The organism is Yoonia litorea, assembly GCF_900114675.1.
Taxonomy (GTDB): domain Bacteria; phylum Pseudomonadota; class Alphaproteobacteria; order Rhodobacterales; family Rhodobacteraceae; genus Yoonia; species Yoonia litorea.
The window spans coordinates 81,649-102,761 of the sequence record NZ_FOZM01000004.1; the positions used below are offsets into that span (position 1 = coordinate 81,649).

17 protein-coding genes and 1 tRNA gene are annotated in these 21,113 nt (G+C 54.2%); 10 read left to right on the plus strand and 8 right to left on the minus strand.

The features are described from left to right. The first annotated feature begins 77 nt into the window (after positions 1–77). The 3 genes from BM316_RS15840 (at position 78) to BM316_RS15850 (ending at position 3,174) form a co-directional block, all read left to right on the plus strand. Positions 78–932, plus strand: a complete 855-nt coding sequence (locus tag BM316_RS15840) for a LysR family transcriptional regulator (RefSeq protein ID WP_090210594.1) — start codon at positions 78–80, stop codon at positions 930–932. A 357-nt stretch (positions 933–1,289) separates the two neighbouring features. Further along, positions 1,290–1,589: a hypothetical protein gene (locus tag BM316_RS15845; RefSeq protein ID WP_090210596.1), complete on the plus strand. Its 300-nt coding sequence runs from the start codon at positions 1,290–1,292 to the stop codon at positions 1,587–1,589. Positions 1,590–1,755: 166 nt separating this feature from the next. Beyond that, complete coding sequence (locus BM316_RS15850; RefSeq protein WP_090210598.1) at positions 1,756–3,174, plus strand: SEL1-like repeat protein; 1,419 nt, start codon at positions 1,756–1,758, stop codon at positions 3,172–3,174. 8 nt (positions 3,175–3,182) lie between these two features. Here BM316_RS15850 and BM316_RS15855 read toward each other — a convergent pair whose 3' ends face one another. The 6 genes from BM316_RS15855 to BM316_RS15880 form a co-directional block, all read right to left on the minus strand. Continuing rightward, on the minus strand, positions 3,183–3,812 hold the full coding sequence (locus BM316_RS15855; protein ID WP_090210600.1) for a hypothetical protein: 630 nt from the start codon (positions 3,810–3,812) through the stop codon (positions 3,183–3,185). Positions 3,813–3,916: 104 nt separating this feature from the next. Beyond that, positions 3,917–4,483 (minus strand): hypothetical protein, encoded by a 567-nt coding sequence (locus BM316_RS15860; protein ID WP_131802599.1) that lies wholly within the window; start codon positions 4,481–4,483, stop codon positions 3,917–3,919. Between the two features lie 8 nt (positions 4,484–4,491). Further along, on the minus strand, positions 4,492–5,412 hold the full coding sequence (locus BM316_RS15865) for a hypothetical protein (protein WP_131802600.1): 921 nt from the start codon (positions 5,410–5,412) through the stop codon (positions 4,492–4,494). 323 nt (positions 5,413–5,735) lie between these two features. Then, a complete protein-coding gene (locus BM316_RS15870; protein ID WP_090210606.1) occupies positions 5,736–6,314 on the minus strand; it encodes a hypothetical protein in 579 nt (192 codons plus the stop codon). A 16-nt stretch (positions 6,315–6,330) separates the two neighbouring features. Next, entirely contained in the window at positions 6,331–8,079 is a 1,749-nt protein-coding gene (locus BM316_RS15875; RefSeq protein WP_090210608.1) for a glycosyltransferase, read from the minus strand. Then, the gene (locus tag BM316_RS15880) at positions 8,076–10,406 is read right to left on the minus strand and encodes a glycosyltransferase (protein WP_090210610.1); all 2,331 of its coding nucleotides are present in this window, start codon (positions 10,404–10,406) and stop codon (positions 8,076–8,078) included. The genes BM316_RS15875 and BM316_RS15880 overlap by 4 nt, the downstream gene beginning before the upstream one ends. A 41-nt stretch (positions 10,407–10,447) precedes the next feature. Between BM316_RS15880 and BM316_RS15885 the strand changes: the two genes are divergently transcribed. The 7 genes from BM316_RS15885 to BM316_RS15915 all read left to right on the plus strand — a co-directional run bounded on the left by BM316_RS15885 (position 10,448) and on the right by BM316_RS15915 (position 19,937). Next, the gene (locus BM316_RS15885) at positions 10,448–11,821 is read left to right on the plus strand and encodes a class I SAM-dependent methyltransferase (RefSeq protein ID WP_090210612.1); all 1,374 of its coding nucleotides are present in this window, start codon (positions 10,448–10,450) and stop codon (positions 11,819–11,821) included. Positions 11,822–12,162: 341 nt separating this feature from the next. Then, positions 12,163–13,350, plus strand: a complete 1,188-nt coding sequence (locus BM316_RS15890; protein ID WP_090210613.1) for a site-specific integrase — start codon at positions 12,163–12,165, stop codon at positions 13,348–13,350. Between the two features lie 151 nt (positions 13,351–13,501). Further along, on the plus strand, positions 13,502–14,233 hold the full coding sequence (locus BM316_RS15895; protein WP_090210615.1) for a hypothetical protein: 732 nt from the start codon (positions 13,502–13,504) through the stop codon (positions 14,231–14,233). A 90-nt stretch (positions 14,234–14,323) separates the two neighbouring features. Then, a complete protein-coding gene (locus BM316_RS15900; RefSeq protein WP_090210617.1) occupies positions 14,324–14,569 on the plus strand; it encodes a helix-turn-helix transcriptional regulator in 246 nt (81 codons plus the stop codon). A gap of 121 nt (positions 14,570–14,690) precedes the next feature. Further along, a complete protein-coding gene (locus BM316_RS15905) occupies positions 14,691–14,912 on the plus strand; it encodes a hypothetical protein (RefSeq protein ID WP_090210619.1) in 222 nt (73 codons plus the stop codon). Between the two features lie 178 nt (positions 14,913–15,090). Beyond that, positions 15,091–16,242 carry a hypothetical protein gene (locus tag BM316_RS15910; RefSeq protein WP_090210621.1) on the plus strand — a complete coding sequence of 384 codons (1,152 nt, stop codon included), beginning with the start codon at positions 15,091–15,093 and terminating at the stop codon, positions 16,240–16,242. Between the two features lie 275 nt (positions 16,243–16,517). Next, the gene (locus tag BM316_RS15915; RefSeq protein WP_090210623.1) at positions 16,518–19,937 is read left to right on the plus strand and encodes a hypothetical protein; all 3,420 of its coding nucleotides are present in this window, start codon (positions 16,518–16,520) and stop codon (positions 19,935–19,937) included. A 126-nt stretch (positions 19,938–20,063) separates the two neighbouring features. Here the strand turns inward: BM316_RS15915 and BM316_RS15920 are convergent, their stop codons facing one another. After that, positions 20,064–20,582, minus strand: coding sequence for a hypothetical protein (locus BM316_RS15920; RefSeq protein WP_090210624.1), 519 nt, complete (start codon positions 20,580–20,582; stop codon positions 20,064–20,066). 274 nt (positions 20,583–20,856) lie between these two features. After that, positions 20,857–20,933 (minus strand) — tRNA-Met (locus BM316_RS15925). Positions 20,934–21,113 lie beyond the last annotated feature (180 nt).

The following is a 21,113-nucleotide window of genomic DNA, read 5'->3' on the forward strand; positions in this document are numbered from 1 at the left end:
TATCAGCCCGCGACCCGTCTTGATCAATCTAGTATTTCGGTCATATTTGATCGAAATTTCCGATTAGCGGCTCCACCATGCAGATCGATCTGATTGATACATTCCTCGACCTTTGCAAGACGAAGAGTTTCAACCAGACGGCTGACCGGCTCGGGATCACGCAGTCAACCGTGTCGTCGCGCATTAAATCATTGGAAGGGTCAGTCGGGGCTGCGCTTTTCAAACGCTCGCGATCCGGGACAGAGTTGACGACTGCGGGACTGCGTTTCGAACCTCATGCGAGGGGGCTGCGTCATAGCTGGTCGGTCGCGCGGAATGCGACACGCGATGCCACGCTGGGTGGCGTTACGATGCGGATCGGCTTGCAGCATGATCTCGTCTCGCCCGAAATCCGCACCTTGATTCAAGAATTGAGGGAAACCTTTTCCCAGACCGCCTTTCTTTTTGAGGCAGATTACTCGGGCCAGATGTGCGCGGACCTCGTGTCTGGCGTGCAGGACATCGCATTGCTTTATACGCCCCAGATGCAGCCTGACCTGCATTTCGAAACCGTGGGGGAGGTGAGCTACGTCATGGTCTCGACTGAGTGCGCAACAATCCAGGACGTAAAGCAGGACCGTTACATCTTGGGAAACTATGCACCGGCATTCTCACAGGCGCATGCCTCACTGCTACCGGAACTTAGCGCGGTTTCGTTGTCTATCGGACAGAATGCAGCGATGGTCGCCCTGCTGACATCTCTGTCAGGGACGGCCTATGTATTAGAGAACTCAGCCGTTCCGATGATCAAGGCAGGCCAGTGTCACCGTGTTATCGGCGCACCGGTGATCTCGCAGCCTGTCTATATCGGCCTGAACATGCGGAATCGCCATAGAACAAGTTTTAGACGACTTGTTTCGATCCTGAAGGCGCAGTTTTCCCCCGTTTCCTGAGGCAACGACGCCAAAGCATCAATGCATGCTGACACTGGTGCAAAGTCTTTTTCCTATCTGAAACAGATGTTTAGGTGAAATTCTCGCCCCTTCGGCCAAGACTTCGCAGCAGTAGCCGAGCAGTGCATTCGGCAATCATAGCGCGAAAATTAGCGAAACCATTGACCCTATAGCGCGCATCACAACACGCTTTCGCCACATTGTTGATCGCAAATCGCCGCTGGCCCTCCCTTCTGAGGTCCGAATCAGCCGCGATACATCAGGTCAAGGCGGAGAGTAGTCCGTCAAAATTTTTCACGTAGCCACCTACAACAAGTCGTGGTGCTGGCAAGAACAGACCGAGATAGGAACAGACAGATGAAATTGGGTACATCTCTCGCAATCGGCGTCCTCGTCGCTGGTATGGCAGCAGCCACTTCAGCATCGGCCGCGACATGCGCAAACCGGACAGCGGTGGTTGATCGCCTTGAAAATCGCTTTGGCGAAACGGCAATTGCAAACGCAATCAGCCCTTCCAACAACATTCTTGAAGTCTTCGCGGCAGAAGAAGCGCAGACCTGGACAATTCTCCTGACACTTCCGGAGCGGAACCTGACCTGCCTCGTCAGCTCAGGCAGCGGCACAACAGAGCTGCAGGCATACCTCGAAACGCTCTGATCACGGGACAGTAACTCCCGACAGTCGTGACTGTTTCTAAGAGCAGGTGAAACGCTCACCTGCTCTTAAGTTTATTGGCGATTCACGCCAAGTTCATGTTATCGTTCTCCAATTCATAGTATCAGGCTGGGCTGGTCCCGGTCGAACCATTGTTGGAGATATTGTTATGCGTCGCTCTGTTCTGCGTCTTTCATTCATTTCAGCGATCTGCCTCTCGGTTCCGGCCCCGATGGTATTTGCGCAGACCGACACGGCGAATATGACGACGCAGGAACTTTTCGAGTATGCAGAGGATCTGCGGCTTGGCGATGGTATTGAAAGCAATCCCGATCTCGCGCTGGAACTTCATCGCCAACTCGCAGAGGGCGGCCGCGCCCAATCGTACGAACGTATGTCGGCAATACTGTTGTCGCAAAATCGGCTTGAAGAGGCCCTGACCGCTCTTCGCACCGGTCGCGACGCGGGAAGTCGGCTTGCTGAGATGCGCTTGGCCATCGGCCATGTCAGAGAGACCTTTGGCGATCTTTCCGATCCTGAGTTGGGTTTCAACATGTTGTTGGCCTTCACCCAAACGTCCGACAACCCGTTTGCGCGATATGTGCTGGGAACCGCATATGAGAACGGGATCGGAACCGAGGTTCAGATCGAGAAAGCGCGCGAAATCTACGAAGACGTCGCAGAAGAAGGTTTCTCGCTGGCCTTGCGCAAACTCGGCGACTTTGAACGTGACGGGACCTTCGATAATCCTGACCTTGTCGCCGCAGCGGACTATTACCGGTCGGCGGCAGAAGCAGGTTTCGGGTATTCCTGGATTTTGCTTGCGCGGCTCAATCTGGAATTGGGCCGTACCCAAGACGCGATTGATGCATATGAGGCAGCAATCGACGCCGATGCCGCAGGAGCCGAGGCGGAATATGCCCGCAGGCACTTCCTTGGAGAATTCGGTAACCTTTCCAATCGTAATTTCGGCGCACGCATCCTGGAGACCGAGGCCGAGGCCGGCGATGTGCATGCAGCTGCGGCAGCAGTACAACTTTGGGAACGCCGTTCGCGACGCATCAATTCACTGGATCTCGAAGGTGTGCTCGCTAGCCTCGATGCCGAAATGCGCAACGGAAATCAGCGTGCCACCCGTGCATTGGCACGCGCATATCGCCGGCTTCAGTGGCGGATACCCAATGCACGCGCACGTCATGCCGAAATCGTCGCAAACTACAGCGATCAGTTGGGCCAATCAGAGATGCGCGAGTATTTCCACGCCACGTATGACCCAGCTCGTCACAGACAATCGCGGCGCGAGGCCTACGACTTTACCAAGACTCTGTCTGGCGACGCATTCGCGCAGGCCGCCCGCGCTTTACGCGCAACGGAAATGACAGCTTTTGTTTATATGCTTCAACGCGAATTGGCAGAGCTGGGGTACTATCGCGGGTCTGCATCAGGAACATTCAACCGCAATACACTGCGGGCAACGTTGAGGTTCTGCAACGATACGGGGATCAGCGACACCTGCATTCACGGGCCGCTGACGTACCCCGCCTCAATGGATATCATAGAACAGCTGACGGAACGCCGTGGGGTGTAAGCGGCTTGCTACTTTTTGCGTGCAAAACTCATTGATGGCACCTCTGGTACCTCGCTCACATCGTAATTCAAGCGCGGCAAGATGCGTTCGATGGCCAAGGCAACCGGCTTGGACGCCAGCTCATCAGCATCAAACTTCTGCGTGAGGTGCGGGCGTTCACGAAAATATGGCGATGTGGACATTGACCACTGGGTGTCCAAAAACACCATCAGCCCCCCGGGACGTAGCAAAAGGTCAGCGAGTACAATACCAAACCCGCTGGCATCCCATGTCTTGTGGCCGTTGAGCACACATACATCAAATGACAATGGTGGTTGCGCTGAGAGTAATCGTTGCATCGCCCAGGTATAGGACCGGCCCGAAGGGATCGAGGCGATGCGCTCTTGCAGCCCGAGTTCCCTGATTGCGGTGGTGGCCCGCGTGTTCTGCTTCACACTGTGGAACGTCGTCAGCGATCCACCACCGCGATCGTCAAGGATCGCCGCGAGGTAGAGCGTCAACTGACTGATATCCTGACACACCTCCAGCACAGACTCCGGTGCCTCACCAATCAGTTTTTGGCGAAGCAAGGCAGCTTCACTCGCACGCAGCTTGCGTGGAATGTCTGTCAAATTTTCGATTTCCTCAAAAACGGGCATGGATGGGACCTTACCGGGGCGACATGAAAAGCAAAATGGCAGTCACACCGTGACTGCCATTCCGTTTTCGATCTTACGACACTTCATGTTTGCCGGTCTTGGGCCTAGTCACGGCCGTTGTTGACGTTGCCGGAGTTACCGGGGTCACAGTCGTTCCCGCCGCCGCCACCGCCGCCGCGTGGCTCAGACCCGTTACCGTTGCCGGAGTTACACCCGTCACAGCCTGCACCACCACGTCGTGACGCAAGCCAGACCAGAGCGTCCGCTTCGGCGGCTTCGGCACTGTCAAAGTTGATACCAGAACGTAGGTTCAGGAATTCCGCGACAAGTTCTGCACTGCCGGTCTCTGTCAGGATTTCGGCCCAATGCGCATCCAGCGCGCGCCGCTGATCACGCAAGACCATCTCATAAGACGCCATTACAACATCGGTGAGATTGTTTTCCAGATCAGCAAGTGCGATCATGTCCTTCAGGCTCTCGTCCAGCGGAGGGAGTGCAGACGGTGTCGCACCCATTTGCTGCCCCAAGGACCGCCAGTTATCAACAAGACCAATATGATCCGGTGTTGCCGGTGTAGGTGCTGCGAACGTCCGCGAGAATACGGCGGAGCCAACGACGACTGATTTTACAACCAGCCACAGACCTGAACGGAGTTTACTCTTTTTCGTCATAATACCACTCACTCTCCGAGGATCACGCCGGCGATCGAGAAATCGTTGCTGGCGTCAAAAGGTGAGAAGAATGCGATTTCGTTCAACATCATGGTTGGATCGACATCAAACCCAACCTCACCATTTGATAATTGGATTGTCGTGCGCTTTTCTTGTGCAATACGGATCAACGTCGACAGGCTCTCCGGGTTTGCCGCAATCGCGTTGATCAATTCAAAATTATTTGTTCCCACCTCGAACAAGGCGGCATTATTGAACTCGGCCAGAAGATCGGAAATATCCAGTTCGACAGTCTCAAGCCCGTCAAACAGACCCTGTTTGGCGCGGTCGTTTTCCGTAACCGGCGTCTGCAAGGTAATATCCGCACCAGGGATCACGACGGTGACAATGTCATCGTTCACGACGATGCGGCGACGCAGGTCGCCGTTTTCTTGAAAGCGCGTGTCGACTTCTTGGTTGAACTGGGCCCACGGCAGACGTGACTCGCCCGCTACGGTGATATTTGCCAACTCAGCACCATCGATCAAAAACGTCAGGCCAGCAATCTCAGCGTCTTCAGGCTCACCAACGACGAGGTCAGTCTGACTGGACCCGTAACGCCGGTCTTCGCTCACGAAGAGGTCACTGAGCCAGATACGATCAAGCGCGACGGGATCGGCGAAGCGGACAAGCAGCCGTTCGTCGATATCGATCTCATCGTTCTGTGCACCGTCCTGAATACCAAATCCGTCGATCGGATCCCAGTAGAGCGGCGCAGACACCCATGCCGAATTTTCATTCAGGCGACGCTGGCCCACGATGGTGATATCGCCAACGGTGCATTCGAATTGATCCAGACACCCAGAGTAAGCGACCGACCGGAAGTCGATCCCCTGAGCAAGTTCCTGATCAATCTGGGCGGTTTCTTGCGCATACGCGGATGTGCTCAAGACAAGGGCTGAAGCCGTCAAAGCACTGAATACATTAAACAAATTACTCGTCTTGGGCATTTTACCTACTTTCTTTGAAAAGAATTCTGCCAGAAACAGGCCCAAATATTGCCTCAATGTTCTCGCGTTACCCCACGATTCGTCAAGGCAAATGCCCGAATTCAGCCGAATTCAGGCAAATTTAGCCACGTTTTTCATACATTTAAGGAAAATTCTATCAATTGGACACAAAGTGGGGACAGTCGATTTTCTGGGTACGACGACAGAATCGGCCATTTGAGCGAGAATCGGCCTACTTTCGGCATCTCATTGTGATGCGTGACTTACTCTGCGGTCTCTGCGGCGTTTTTCCGCCACAAAACCTGTGTTCCAACCAGTGACCTGACTTCGGAAATGCCAAAACGAACGCTTGCACGCTCTGCCGCAGCAGCCAGGGCCGTTTCGCCAAGATACTCGTAGACAAACTTGTATCGCCCGAGGAACGGGATTGGCTTGAAGGTGTCACAAAGGAAGACGAAGCGCGCGAACGGATCACTCACATGCGCGGTCATCAAAGCACGCAACGCTGGTCGCAGCTCTTCGGGAGGCAGGTCAGGGATGTGAATGCCCATCGGCGGCAAAGCCTCGGGGTTCTCGACGACCAGAACGCTTCCCGTGTTGACGTTCAGCAAAGGAAGCTTGCGCGAGACCGGATCGCCTACGACCGATGGCAAAACTGGTGACGCCACAGGCGTTTCGCCCGGAAAATCGAGCTCAAGCATGAAAAGCGTCGGGTTCGAAAGCTCACCCGACATCCGTCTGAATTCATATTGGGCCAGTTGCGTGCCCATTGTGCGGTTTTCGCGGAGTAGGCGTCGGACCAGCCCCGGGGAGACATTCAGGTTCTCTTGCTTACTGGCCATGAAACGCTCCCTGCACCTATGCGTAAGTCTGACGTATACCGTCGATGGCTTTGCACATCTCATCCTGTTCGGCAAAACTCGACGGCCGGCTCTTGACCTGTTCACCTTTCCGCAGCCGCCTCATGAAATCGGCGATAATCTGGCGATGTTCTTCTGGTCGCGATGCATAAATCACATCGGCCCATCCTTGTTCCGCAGCGTAGGTGGCGCGCGCTTCCTGATCATCCAGTCGTTCGAGGTTGGTCGGGGCAAGGATGACCGGACCCTGATACCCCATGACCAACTCGTGAAAGCTGTTATAACCGGTTGCCGTGATCACCCCATTGAACGCCTCAAGGTAAGGGCTGAGAGGATAAAACTGACGGATGATTGTATCACCTGAATCATCGGGCGGCGGAGAAAGAGGCGATTGCGCCCAGATCAGTGTGATCCGGTGCAGGCGCGCCTGTTCCTTGATCGTCCACAATAGTTCGTCCCAGTTTCCAAACGCACCGCCGAGCGAGACGAGACAATATTTTCCGCGCCGCAGCCCCAATCGCTTTTGTGCCTCTCGCCGCGTGTAGGCCGGCAGATACGGTTTCAACGTAACAGGCGGGGCGACATGACCCTCGCAGAAACCCTGAAACTCAGCCTTTGCCGTGCGTGTTGGGCCCTGATCGGCAGCGACTGCAAGATCGCCCGGCTCCAGCACCAGATCGCTGAACTGCTCGGGATCGAGGACGGATCGGTTGGTATCGGCACGCATCATACCACGCCTGACCCACAGCACACCGCTGCGCCCACACCCCGGTGTGCGCAAGGCGTTGATGACAAACCGGTCAAAGGCGGCGCCGTCATAGGCAACCACATCTGGTTTGATATGGCGCAACGCTTTGGCAAATTCGACGGTTTCCCAGCGACGCCAGTCAGGGGGGTGTGCGTCGAGATGAACACCAGTTTGGCGCAAAATCACTTCAAATCCCGCAGCCTGGACGATTGCGGCTGCTCTGGAGAAACACCAGAACACGACACGGAAATTCTGCGCTTTGTTAAGCGCCTTTCCGATCGCCATCATCCGCGTGACATGGCCAAGACCAACGCCGTTCGGGACAACGACCACCATTGTCGCTGGCCCCTTGCGCGCAATCGGTGATGGAGCATCGTCAACGCCTTCGGCAAAAGCTACGACATCGGCCATGTCCAGATCATTCGGATCAGCCGCAAAAAGCTTCCCCAATCGTCTCAGGCGAACCCAACTGAAACCATCAAGCCGCGCTTGTCTGGTGCTGCGTGTTCCGTCTTTTTCTGTATAGCTGAAGGTGATCAGCTCTTCTTTTCGGTTGATGGGTACGACCGGGCGTTCGCCTGATATCGCTTTGAGCTGCGCCAACACTGTAACAGTCTGGTTCGTAACATCCGAAAGCGCTGCAGCTGCTTCTGCGGTCAGCGCATGAAGGGTGATATGGTCAGCCTGCGCAATCGCCAGGGCATTGCAAAGCAGGTTCAGCCCTTCAACCCAGCTTGCCTGATCTGAACTGGATTGCGCGCGTCGCAACAAAACGCGGCAAGGATGCCCCGCTGCGATGAGCGCAGGCAGATGCGCAAGAGCATAACTTTGAGATAGCACCAAAAATTCGTCGACATCTGCGCGCTCAGAAAGCGGTTCCGTAATCGTGAAGTATTCGGTGTGCGCGTCTTCGGGCAGGTCTTCGAGCAACTGCCCTACAGGATCAAAACTGGCACCAAGCAAGCCCAAACGGCGTTTAGAGGTCGCGATCATGGTCATGCTTGATCCAACCGGTAGCCACGATAAATCTGCATTGACCGCTCTGCCAATCGTTTGGGCGCATATGTTTCCCGAATATGGCGTTGGATCAGGTAGGGTGGTGCTTTTCGCGCTTCAGGAAGCCAAGCCGCAATTTGCTTTGCTGCCTCTTGCGGCGAGACATGGGCCGAAAGCAACAAACCGGCCCCCTTGCCCGCCAGCTTCACAGCTTCTCTGACACCACCCACTTCACAAGCCACCACCGGTTTGCCCATCGCCTGCGCCTCAAGCAAGACATTCGGCAAGCCTTCGACCTGAGACATCAGCAGCACCACATCAAGCTCGCCATAAATCGCCTCGGGGTCCACGATGCCCTGCTGCATGACGAGATCAGACAAGCCAAGCGCCTCGGCTTCTGCTACGATATCTTTCTCCAAGGGGCCGCTCCCGAACAAGAACGGTTTCAACGAGATGCCTTCCTGATGTCGCAGTGCGTGGATCGTCCGCAGCCACAGGATCGGTCGCTTATTAATCGCGAGCCGGAATACACCACCTATGTGGATCGGTCTGTCGGGCACCTCATTCTCCATGACCTTTGGCAATGCCGGATAGCGATCAAAGTCGACCGCGTTGGGCACAACATCGAATTTGGTCTTGGGAAGGTCCAACCAGTCAGCATAGTCATCGGCGGCCACCCGCGAGTTGGCAGTCACCATGACGTTTTCGCGCGCCATGATGTCTTTGAAAAGTGCCTCGTGAAGAACAAGGGACTTATCGCGCCGCGTCGCTGGACTCATGTTCCGCATACTCAGGACAATGCGCTTCACGCCTGCTGCTGTTCCTGCGATGGCGCAAGCAGCCGATGACGCATCCTGCCAGCCATGCAAAACAGATGGCTGAAGCTCTTTCACCAGCGGCAGCAGCACGCGCACGTCGCTGCGCAAGGCGCGCGGCAAAGCGTCTATCATCCGAAGCTCTGCCGAGGACAGTGCAAACTGTCCTGCAGGCGCCTCGGAAAGATCATGGATCACCGCTCCGTGGCTGGCCAGTTCAGGAAGAAAGTAGTCCTGCCTGCGGTCTCGTTCGAGTTTGAACAGTGCCACATGCAGCTTGTCTGGCGGGAAACCGTTTTCGAGCAACGCCCCCACAAGAGCAACAAACTGCCGCTCAGCCCCGCCAATCCCGAGTGACGCGTTCACCAAAAGAATGCTTTCTGGCTCCGCGCCGACGCCTGGCCATCCTTTTGGTTTTGGCTTCAGTTTGAGCGTTTTCTCAAACGGAAGCATAAAGTCAGGGCTTTTGATTTCGATTGCCTCGGCAACCGTATCGGGAAGATCGCGTGTTCCGCCACCCGATGCGAAGCCGATCTGATCAAGGGTGCGCTTAACCCGGTCACCGACGGGGACACGTTGGCGCCTGAGCCACACGGCAAGTCCGATCTCACCATGATCAAGCAACTGTTCCGCAAAGGAGATGCTTACAGCTGTCGGCAACTGGTTTTCACCGACGTTGCTAAGACCAACGTATTCGCTCAGCGCATGCGCTGTGCCTGCCTGTCCGGATGACAGCGCGAGCAACAAACGGTCAGCGACTGACACATCTGCCAGCGCGAGACGCGCCTGCGCACGTTTGAGGTCACTTTCTCTCTCCAGCCTTTCATAAAGGTTGGCAAGTTTAAGGAGGGCCGTTCCCCGTTGCGTTTCGCTCTTGTCAGCAATCTCTTCCCAAAGGACCGCCGCACGATCGAGATCATTGACCTGCTCACTGATCCGCGCTTCACGGGTATCAAATTTCAACAGCGCGCCAAATTGCAGGCGGGCTTCTCTGGTCTTTTCCAGTGCCAGGTGAAGTTCGCCAGCGTAACGCAAAAGGTCGATAATGACGGTTGCATCATCAGGTGTCTGAAAAACAAACTCCGCTGCCAGCCGCAGTGCCTTTTCCCGATCTGTCCTAAGGCGCAGACCACCACCTCCAGCTTCGCGGGCAGCTTGCCGGAAATACGATTGGGCCAAGCGCCGTCGCACATCCTGATGCTCTGGTTCTGACCCAAAGACGGATTCCAGCAGGAAACCTGCGGCGTCGAAATCTTCACGGTCCAGCGCGTCATCGACCTCGCGTAGCGCAATTTCTGATGAGCCGACGCCGGCATCCCAGATTTCCTTGCGGAGCGCACGCGCCACGACTGTGTTGCCATGCGCATCGCTTCGGCGAGCAATGTATTCCCAGAGGGATGTATGTGTTTCGACCGAGCAACCCGATCCGACAAGAAACAGCCGCGCTGTGGTGAAGCGCTTTTGTGCACAAAGCTCGACGACTTGACGGCGTACTTGAGCGAACGCTTCGATCATTATAGGCTACTGCTCAATTCATTCGTAAATTTCAGGCAAGTATGAGCGGCGTTTCCCAACTTGACAAGCACAGCGCCGCATCCACCGTGCGTCCGCCGCGGATGTTGGGGGAAACTGACGTCTCCGTCATCATGCAATTTGCTGCCCAACTTCCACCCGATGCGCAGATCCTCGAGGTGGGACCTTTCCTCGGCGGTCTTACCGTTGAACTTGCGAAATACGGTCAAGTGACGGTTGTTGATCGGTTTGTGTGGACATCGGCCAATGAGGACAACTATCCGGGACTTCTGCAAGCCGACGAAAGCTTCCATAATCTCTTCCGCGCGAACATGGAACGGGCGGGCCTCGCTATCGCCAGCATCGAAGCGACCCTGCCGGATCTCACATGGTCAGGTGGGAAGCTCGACCTCGTTGTGATTGATGCACCGCGAAATGCCGAGCAGCTTCACGGGTGTCTGAAAGCGATTTGCGGTGCTCTCAAACCAGGGGCGCATGTGTTGATCAAGCATGCGCTGAATGAACGTGATTTCGGCATGGGCGCTCTGGTCGACGCGCTGATTGGCGCCAGTATGTTCGACATGGTCCCGGTCGATCAGCCTGCTTGGTGCAATATCGCGACGATAAAGGCGACCGATCAGGCCGGCCGCCTTGCCGAATACGACGATGTTGACGAATTGATTGCCAATGCACCCATGAGTGATCAACCAACGGACCCGTGGTATGGGCACAGACTGTCCTTGTTTCGCTTGGCGCAACTCGCCCTGTCGAGACAATGGCCCGAGGCATTCGCGCGATTGACGGAACTTCCCGCATCAATCGAGACTCTCCATACGTGGGATGATCTTGAGCCATTACTGCTCGGTCATGCCGAAGTTGATGACGAACGGTTGGCAACTCTCTCAGAGATCATTTGGCTCAGGAGTGATATCCGGCAAAACCGAAAACTCCCCTTGCCTCTCGGCGCGACGGCACCTGAACGGCTGAGGGCATTCTGGCGGAACAATGCGGGTCACACCGAAGTTTTATCGGGTCTTGACCCTTGGCTTTTGACAGACCCGCGGGCCAATGTCATTGCGGCGGCCCTTGAGATGCAGAAGGCGTCGCTCTTTGGGAAGTCTGTTTTTGAAATTGGTCCTGATCTGGCCGGCGGCGCGATCACTGCGATCCTGTCAGGGGCCAAGCAATATCTCGGCATCACGACCAGTGACATTGACCCTGCACAGGCCACAAACTTCGAACAGTTTCCACAGGTGAAGCTTGCCCATGTTGACGACGTCGCCGTCGAAACTGTCGCTGCGGCTGACGTCGTTATCATCCATCCGGCATCAGAGGATACATCGGAGTCTGAAGTTGCTCTGCGCGAAGCCCTCAAGCAACAGGGGCGGGGCAAAACGATCGTTCAATTGCTCACGTAAGCGAGAGCGCATCAAGGAAGTTACTCGCGATCGCGAGGACCATGATGTCAGCAAAAACGATGCAAAGAGCCTGCGATGGCCTTACCGATCGTTGGTTATCATCTATTTCAAGACAATGTTGGTTGCGGGAGTAGGATTTGAACCTACGACCTTCAGGTTATGAGATAGCTGAGGGCAACTTGCATAGCTTTCGCCGCTTTTCGCTCATCTACCCTATCTTATTGATTCCGCTCATTTTTCATTGACGGCTTTGACTCGCCATTCCTATCTCTTGCTCCACGAAGCGCTTCCAGTTGCTTCCACAATGCTTCCACGGAAGCGCAGAGCGGAGAGGATTGACCATGCCCAAACTGACCAAGCGGACCATCGATAGCCTGCAAGCGGAGAGCAAAGACTTCTTCGTTTGGGACAGTCAGATTGCCGGTTTCGGGGTCCGTGTCATGCCATCGGGGGCAAAGACCTATCAGGCACAATACCGCGCAGGTGGACGGACCCGGCGCGTGTCACTTGGACGGCATGGCAAGATCACCGTCGATGAAGCACGGCGGCTGGCAAAGGACGTGATGGGGTCAGTGGCGATGGGTGAGAACCCTGCCGAAGAAATCGCGCAGGAACGGCGGGCACCGACTGTTGCGGCTCTTTGTGACCGCTTCTTTCAGGAGCACGTGCAGGAACGCTGCAAGGCGTCCACTCAGAGCGAGTACCGGCGGGCGCTGGACCTCTTCATCAAGCCGGAGATCGGCAGCTTCAAAGTCGTGGACGTCGCCCGCAAAGACATTGCGGCATTGCACCACAAACACCGCGCCATTCCCTATCAAGCAAACCGCACTCTCCAAGTCTTGTCCAAGATGTTCAACATGGCGGAGGTCTGGGGCTTGCGACCCGATGGATCAAACCCATGCCGCCACGTGCCGAAGTATCGCGAAGAGAAGCGGGAGCGCTTCCTGTCACGTGACGAGTTGCAGCGTCTCGGGCAGACATTAGCTGACGCAGAGCGGGACGGGTCCGAAAGTACGTTCGTGATCGCTGCCTTCCGGTTGCTGATCCTGACCGGGTGCCGCCTACGTGAGATACAGACGCTAAGATGGGACCACATCACGGACGTGGGGCTAGAGTTGCCAGACACCAAAACGGGCGCTCGGCGCATCCCCCTGCCCGTCGCTGCACGTGCAGTTCTATCGGCTCTCCCACGTACGTGGGGCAACCCGTATGTGATCGAAGGAAAGCTGCCTTCCACGTACGTGACAGACCTGCAGAAACCTTGGCGACGCATCCGCGACCGGGCTGGCCTACGTAACGTGCGTATCCACGACCTGCGGCACACATATGCGTCCAACGCGGTTTCGTCGGGGATGCCCATTCAGATGGTCGGGCGTCTGTTAGGGCATTCGCAAATTCAGACTACAATGAGGTACGCGCACTTAGCAGATGATCCTGTCCGCAAGGCGGCAGAAGAGAATGCGGATCGGCTGAACCTGATGGTTGGCGTCACCACACACAGAAGTGCTTCGAGGCGGCTAGCCTCCTAGCTATCTTCCTAGCTAGCTAGCAGCTGATGCAAGCGGTCAACGGTTGCGCGGCCTGGGACGCTAGGTAAGCTAATATTTGGTAGAGATCGAAGGTACTTCCTACCTAGCATTTTAGACAACCAAAAGAGCTCAGGGTACCCATACACTAGCGATGAACAAAGAAGCCCACAAAGTACTATCCCTGACAATTTGGGAGCAGGCCACGCGTCTCTCTCGCGCACCTTTGTTATTCACCCCAAAGGAACTCAAGGAAGCCTATGACGAAGCAGACAAGATAAGCGCAATCGAGACTTTCTCAGATGGTGCCGAGAGAATTGGGCAGGATGGAACTCCGCCAACTGAGGGTTTCAAAAAGCTTCTGATGAATGTTTCGTCGATCACCAGCGAGAAAGCCAAGGCACGAGAGAATTTGAGGACCTATGTCAGGCAACGCCTAAGGCAAGGCGAATTGATCGGTTATGGTTTCGAGCCCCCTCGCAGGATGGATAGTCAGCCTTTTGAGATACCGCGCAATTGCTGGCACGGGAGGATTGATTGGGTTGCTGCGACATTGAATGGGGAAGGCTTAGAGTTTATTGAAGTGCGGCTCATCGCGTCTTTGAAAAGAGAGCAGCTAATCGCGACACTTTCCCAACTGGACTTACAACAAGCCAAGACGGTTGGACGGCCCAAAATTGGACCTCACATAGAGGCAGCATTCAAATCATTGCATCAGGCAAACAAAATCGACGTCTCTGCTTCTGCCAAATCACATTTCCCAATGGTGCAGCTCCAGCTCAGAAAAATGTATCCGGATATTTATCCACCAGAACGCATGTTGAGCAACGAAGGCATTCGTGCGCATTTCTCTCCCCTTTTCAATGAGTTGAAGGAACAGCAGTAAACAGTAAATTCGCAGCCAATTTACTGTTCTATATGCTGTTTTCCTCCTGCGCCAAGTTGATCGCACTAGAGCGACAACAAGGAGCAGACAATGAACAAGCGAACAGATTTGAACGCAAACCAGCCAGCCAGTGACTATCTGGACAGCTTCATCAATGAAGAAAAGGCAGCCGAATTTCTCTGCCAAAGCATCCGCACCATCCAGAAGTGGCGCGTGACCGGCTACGGGCCAAGGTTTTACAAATCCGGGCGGTCCGTCCGCTACCGCCGCCGCGACCTGATGGAATGGGCCAACAGCCGCAGCCACGCCAGCACTAGCAGCTATGACGCCGCATGAGTTTTGCCCGCGCAGGGGTTGGCAGCGCCGCGCGGGATTTTGGGGCCGGATGGCTTCAACAAAGGCGCGGGATCAAAGCGGTCTCGCGCCCTTTCTTTCAATCACATTCTAAGAGGTAGTCATGTCGAACCAACCAGCTCACAAGATCAAGCTTGGTCTGATCACCGCAACCATCTGGGACAATGACGGGTCGTATTCCGTCGATATGAGCCGGTCCTACAAGAACGACCAAAACGAATGGAAGAACACTTCGGGCTTTTTCCATAGCGACCTTCTAAACGTCGCCAAATGCGCGGAACGCGCAGAAATCTGGATCAGCCGACAACTCTACTCTCGCAGCTAAACTAGCAAAGCCGGGCGTTAGCGCCCGGCCCCAAAACAGATGCTGCCCCGCCGGAGGCGCATATCACCTCAAGTTCTATCCGGTTTCACCAGAATGAACCTCAATCATTAGCCGATAGGCAAAGAGGGGGGATTTGTAACACCCCCCTCGTAGAATACAAAAGCGAAGGTCAGCGCAGATGGAAGCAGAGATACTGCACAGTGGCTTTGATGGCCTGCGCGTGACCATTGAAACCGACATTCCCCCTGCCCTGCGGGAGAAACTCTTCGCAGCAAAGGCAGAAGCGATTGAAACCAATCAAGAAGTCATCCTGACTTTCCGGGACATCTCACTTGGCGTCCGTCGCAGCGGCGGAATGGCCTTCTCTGCCCATACTGGCGAGTTTGGTGCAGAGTGGTATTTCTTGGACCCTGAAAACCGGCCCAAGAATAATCCCGGCATCACAGTGGACTTCCGGGCGTTCCTATTAGCGACTGGCGGTCTGCGAGCCGCCAGAGAACACTTGGACACCTGTCTGACTGCTTTCGGTCTCCGCTGGGGGGAACACCAACTCAGGCCCACACGGGTGGATTTTGCAATCGACTTTCTTGCCCCTTGGTTTGAACCTGATCGAGCACATCTCATCCTACCGCCGCAGGCAAAGGCGGTAGAGTTCACCGGACCAGCAGATACAGAAACACATGCGAAAGGCGTCCGGGTAACAGGATTGCGGGCAGGCAAGACGGAAAGTCGCCAGCTGGTGATCTACGACAAGCGGACAGAAGCAATTCAGAAGGGTAAAGTCGGAGCTTGGGGCAAGATTTGGAACGCGACCCGCGCCAGTATGGGCAAACCACCACTCGACATGAAAGACCCAGATCAGAGCCGCGTCTGGCGGTTCGAACTGCGGGCCGGACGAAAGCAGCTTCGCGACAAGTTTGATATTCGCGGTTGGTCTGACCTCGAAGCATCCATTGGTGACGTGTTCCAGCACTTCTGCAAAAGCATTCGCTACTGCATACCAATCACAGACCAGAATCGCGCCCGCTGGCCCACGCATGAGCTGTGGACCGCGGTTGAACAGACGATTGCGGATAACCTGCAAGATAGCATCGCAGGCGTCCTTCCACGGGACGTGAAAGAGGCGAACCGGCAAGAACACATGGAAATGCTAGACCGGCAGCTCTTGGGGCTATTTGTATCCCGGGCAGCAGCTTCGGGTATCAAGACAGAAGGATTTCCTGACTTCTTGGCGGACCACATCCTAACTCTGCTACGCGCATCGGACGGACATCCGGTTGAGTTGGATACTCGAATTGCGAAAGCAGTAGCAAGATACCGCTGGACCTAGAGCTGGAAGCAGAAGCTCGCTGCAGGTCTATAGAAGCGAACCGGCAGTCGTAGAGCTACACTTCGAATGCCGGATGGCGCAAATACGGTAAGAAGCTTGGTGATATTTCCATCGAATGCTTCAACTCTTCCGACAGTTTATTCTGTCGAATCCGGGGAAGCAGCTGTGCATCGCTCCGCTCCCTCTATATCTTGCGAAAAGAGTGCAGCTACCCACACAATAGTTCATCAACCCAACGTCCGACTTGTCGCCGACGTCCACCGCGAGAAAGCAGAATGGCATCCACCAAAGAAGAAAAGCAGCTGGCAACAGAACAGCTTTTGAAGCCGTCTGAATTCATGCGCCTGCGGCGTCCCGAACAGTTTTCTGACACCGTGGTAACCAGCGAGCCATATCTGGACCAAGTCTACTTTGAGTACCACCTAGAAACGCTCACCAGTCGCGGGGAAGAAAAAGTCTTTGAGCACTTTGCCCGAAAGATTTGCGAAGCAGTGATTTGCCCCAACCTTATTCCGCAAACAGGCCCTACCGGAGGTGGTGATAGTAAAGTCGATACGGAGAATATTCCCGTAAGTTCGGATATTTCGGAGCGTTGGTTTTATGGCGAAGACTCAGCGTCCGAACGTTGGGGCTTCGCCTTCAGCGCAAAGAAGGCTTGGCAGCCGAAATGCAAATCCGACGTTCAGAAGATCGCTAAGACGAAGCGAGGCTACAAATGTGTTTTCTTCGTATCAAATCAGTTTGTCCCAGACCGCAAGCGCGCGGAACTTGAGGACGAGCTGACCAAGAAACATGGATTTTCGGTTCGAGTTCTAGATCGAAGCTGGCTTGTCGAAGCAGTGTTCGAAAAAGGGTATGAAGACCTCGCCATCGAAACGCTGCAACTGAGCATTGCCATGCAGTCGAATAAGAAGGTTGGTATCGGCGATCAGCAAAAGCGCACCGAACTTGAAGCGCTCGAGAAACGTATTCAGGCAGTTAAGGGCGAAGGCGAGATCGACTTTCAGCTGATGGATGACTGTTTGCACGCAGCAATTTTGAGTCGGGAATTAGAGGAACCCAGAGAGTTCACAGACGGGCGTTTCGATAGAGCAAGGCGCATGGCCGCAAAAGCGGGAAACAATCGTCAAATACTCGCTGCGATATATCAGCACGCATGGACAGCAGCCTACTGGCACGATGATCCTGACACATCTTCGAAGCTCTACGACGAGATTGAGAAACGGTCACTCGCCAGTGATCGTGTCGAAGATGTCGAGTGCGCAGTTAACATCTGGCAGACGATGCTGTCGCTAATCCGGCATGGAAGCACTAAACGCGATACAGAATTTGACGAAAGAACTAAGAGACTTCTTGCACACTTAGAAACCGTTGCGAACGATGCACAACGTCCCAATAACGCAGCAAATGCGAAGGGCATGTTGTTGCTCATGCGAATATCTTTGGATCAAGAAGACGACGATCTCCTGACGCAGTACATCAACGAGTTCAGGGCTTTGTTTGAAGACGCAAGACGGCTAGGCGGCTTTCAGTTTCACAGGTTCCGAGAAATCTTTGAGATATTGGGTGACGCCATCGGCGAACTTCCGGCCTATGACGTTGCTTTTGAAACTGTTCTATCGATTGTGGAACAGCGATCTAGTGAAACGGCAGCTGGCGATCAACTTTTTAGGCGCGGCGTCCAGAAGATTGAAGCTGGCCATTTATATGATGCAATTCGTTATCTGGGCCGTGCCATGGCGCGCTTTACCAAGCATGAATCGCAGCTCAGACTCGAAGCATGTTTGGCGGGCTTGGCACATGCCTATTCCAAGGCAGGCCTTTATTGGGCAGCATACTGCGCCTACGTGTCTTTGCTCTCAATGCTCATGGGACGTTTTGAGAAGGATCGAGATGTCAAAACTGGCATCTACCGGGTATGTGTTGAACTCACTTTGAACTGTCTTCGGACAGGCAATGTTCCGAGCTTCTTGTTCTTCTTTCACCTTGAGAAAGTATTCGAAACCTACATCGAAAAAGAAGCTAATTCGGAAGGTGAATCGAAGTCTAAGGACAGGTTAGATGACCGTGATGGATACTTAGCCACATTGCTGCTTGATGCCACGGACGAGCAAAAGGACACTCTTGCATATCTTCCAGTGCTCTTCGAGGGACTTGGACTGACAACCTCCGCGATGATTGTCTATCTTATGCATCAAGGGCAAGCGGGCTTGCGCGAAGAGGGCTTCTTGCCAGATGGCGTATCTGACGAAGATGTCTGGGAAATGATCGCACAGATGGCGAAGCAACCCGTCAGATCAGAGATGGCGGGTTTTCTTGAACTGCGGGACCTCGCCAAGGTCACAATGAAATCCAATTGTTTGGGGGTTCAGTGGGAAATCGAAGCCACCAACAGCACAACAGTAGTACGTGTAGCTCAGAGTTTCGTGGGTTTCATAGAATCGGCATTGTCCACGAGTTTGAACGCGGACATCATGCCAACGACTTCCACGATCAGATTGGAGTTTGTTGATGCCAAGGAGAGCCATAGCGCGAATGGCCAGATGATTTCCTTTCAAGAGGACGACAGCAATGACTTCTTTGAGGTTGCCGTCGATCCTGAGAAATTTGAAGGTTCAAGTGAGTATATGACGGTGATGCGTGATGCCTTTGTCGAGCTCTTTGCGCACTTGGTGGGAACATACATGACCACGCACGATCCCGAAGCTTATCTGGATCGTGTCGTCGGCTCCGAAGAAGGGTTTCGGCGCGCGTTGATCTTTAATGACATGGTGACAACGGCGACCAATGTGTTTTCGGAAGAGAGCGAAGAAACTCTCGGTACATATATTGAGTCAAACGAACCAATCGCCAAGACCGCGTCTGCTGGCTTCAAAGCGAAGTTTAAACTTGTTTCCAAAAGCGTTTCGCCAATGCCTCCAGCCGAAATGGACCGCAAAGAGATTGAATTCGGTGAAGGTGAGATTCCGACAGAACTTCTGGAACCAACGAATACAGCGCACCGACAAAGGCGAGTGGTATCACCAATCAATGTTAGAAAGTGGGATCGCGCAAAGTGGAGCGGTTGTGGATTTTTGTCTGCTCCAGGCTTTCCTCCAGTTTTTGGACTGATTTTCACAAACGAACAGGCCGCGCTAAGCATTTTTGAAGAATGGCGAAACAAGTTTGGAAAAGAAGATGTACATGATGACATCCGAGTATCCATTGTAGGTCAACTTTCCCATCGTGACCCGCATGGATACGGAGTAACAGTGGGCGGCAACTTTGAGAATGCAGACATGCGCGAACAGGAGTCTGCGGTTATGATCTCCAGAATCAACTTCATGGAGCATCCAAACCCCCAGAGCCTTGCAGTATTTCTCGCCGCATATGGTGAACTTGGTGGCTACATTCTTGCACCAATTGTAGCCAATAGCGATCTTTCGGATGGAAAGTTCATGCCTGAGCTCGGGCTCCGGAAACGTCACTTGAAAGTTCGAAGCGCTTGGGAGATCGGCGAGCACGATCCTGATTGTGTAGTGCTAAAGCCTGATCATGATCCGATTATCCCTTCCGATGTCCAGAACCCGCCTGTCGTCAAAGCAATGGCGCGCGTACGTTCGAGAAGGCGCTCAGTTAACCCGAACGGGGGCTTAAATCGCGCTGGGCGGCGACGTGAGAAAGCAAAGGGCAAGCGCAAGAAAAAGAGGACATAGAGTGGTTTTGTTTACGCACTACCTTCAAGAAGCAAGCAATACGAGTTCCAATCTTGCAGCGAGTACCTGCAATGCTTGCTACACTATCAGCATTTTGCTGGTTCTGCAGTCGGCCACTTTGTACCGTTAACGCCATGCCGACTTCGGGCATTCAAGCCTGAATTTCAGCCTCTCGATCTGAACGGACGCTGTGCGAGCTCTCCCGATGAACGCTTCGATCTCTGTAGTGCTTGAAGTTGCCTTAGGTGCTGTTGCAGCTAACTCTTGCAGCAATTTGAAGCCAGCGTGTTCAAGCTCCTGTATATGATCGGTCTCTGAGCGATCGAAAAAGCCGGTGCCAAGAACGGGAAAGGCCCTGTCATTCTTGTTTTCCCACTGTAGCCGAGTTGCCTGGCAAGCCTCTTGCAACCTAATCAAGCTTCGCTCTGCGCCAGAAATGCTGTCCTGCATCTTTACTCGAAGCGCCGTCAGGTCCGAGTCTTTGGTGGCTTGAACAGCATGCTTGGCCGCTTTGAACGCTAGTGCCGCATATACAAGAGCAGCAGCGGCAATCAGGAGCGAGATGATTTCGAACGCGTGTTGCGCGGCAAGGTTCAGAGTAGTCTCAAGATTCACAGAAGCCCCCGGGTCGAAAATTGAACCCATTATTGGTTCTAGTCCTACGTGGTAGCCACACCCCCAGATTGCAAGCCTCGAAGCTCAGCTACGTTTCGGAGCTCCTTGACGCTCTTCTTGAGGAGGAGGGAAGTGTACAATCGGACTTTGAATGATTGCGTACACTTGCTTCCGCCTACCGTTGCAGATCAAGCACAGTAGTGACTGCTCTCCAACTGCTTCCACAGTGCTTCCAGTGTGGGAACGGCAACGCGGATAGCCCCGCGAATGCGAGGCGTAGTATGTTGATATTATGTGATAATTTTGGTTGCGGGAGTAGGATTTGAACCTACGACCTTCAGGTTATGAGCCTGACGAGCTACCGGGCTGCTCCATCCCGCGACACTGTGTGCAGTTCCTTGTCAGGTTATGCGCCTGACGAGGCGTTTGTGTTCAGCAAACTCTCGAGGAGAGTTTGTAACAAACGCGGGCTGCTCCATCCCGCGACATTTGCCTCAAGATTTGTATTTGAGGCGCATCGTTTGAGAGATACGATTTGATGTTTTGAGCTGCTTATTAGGT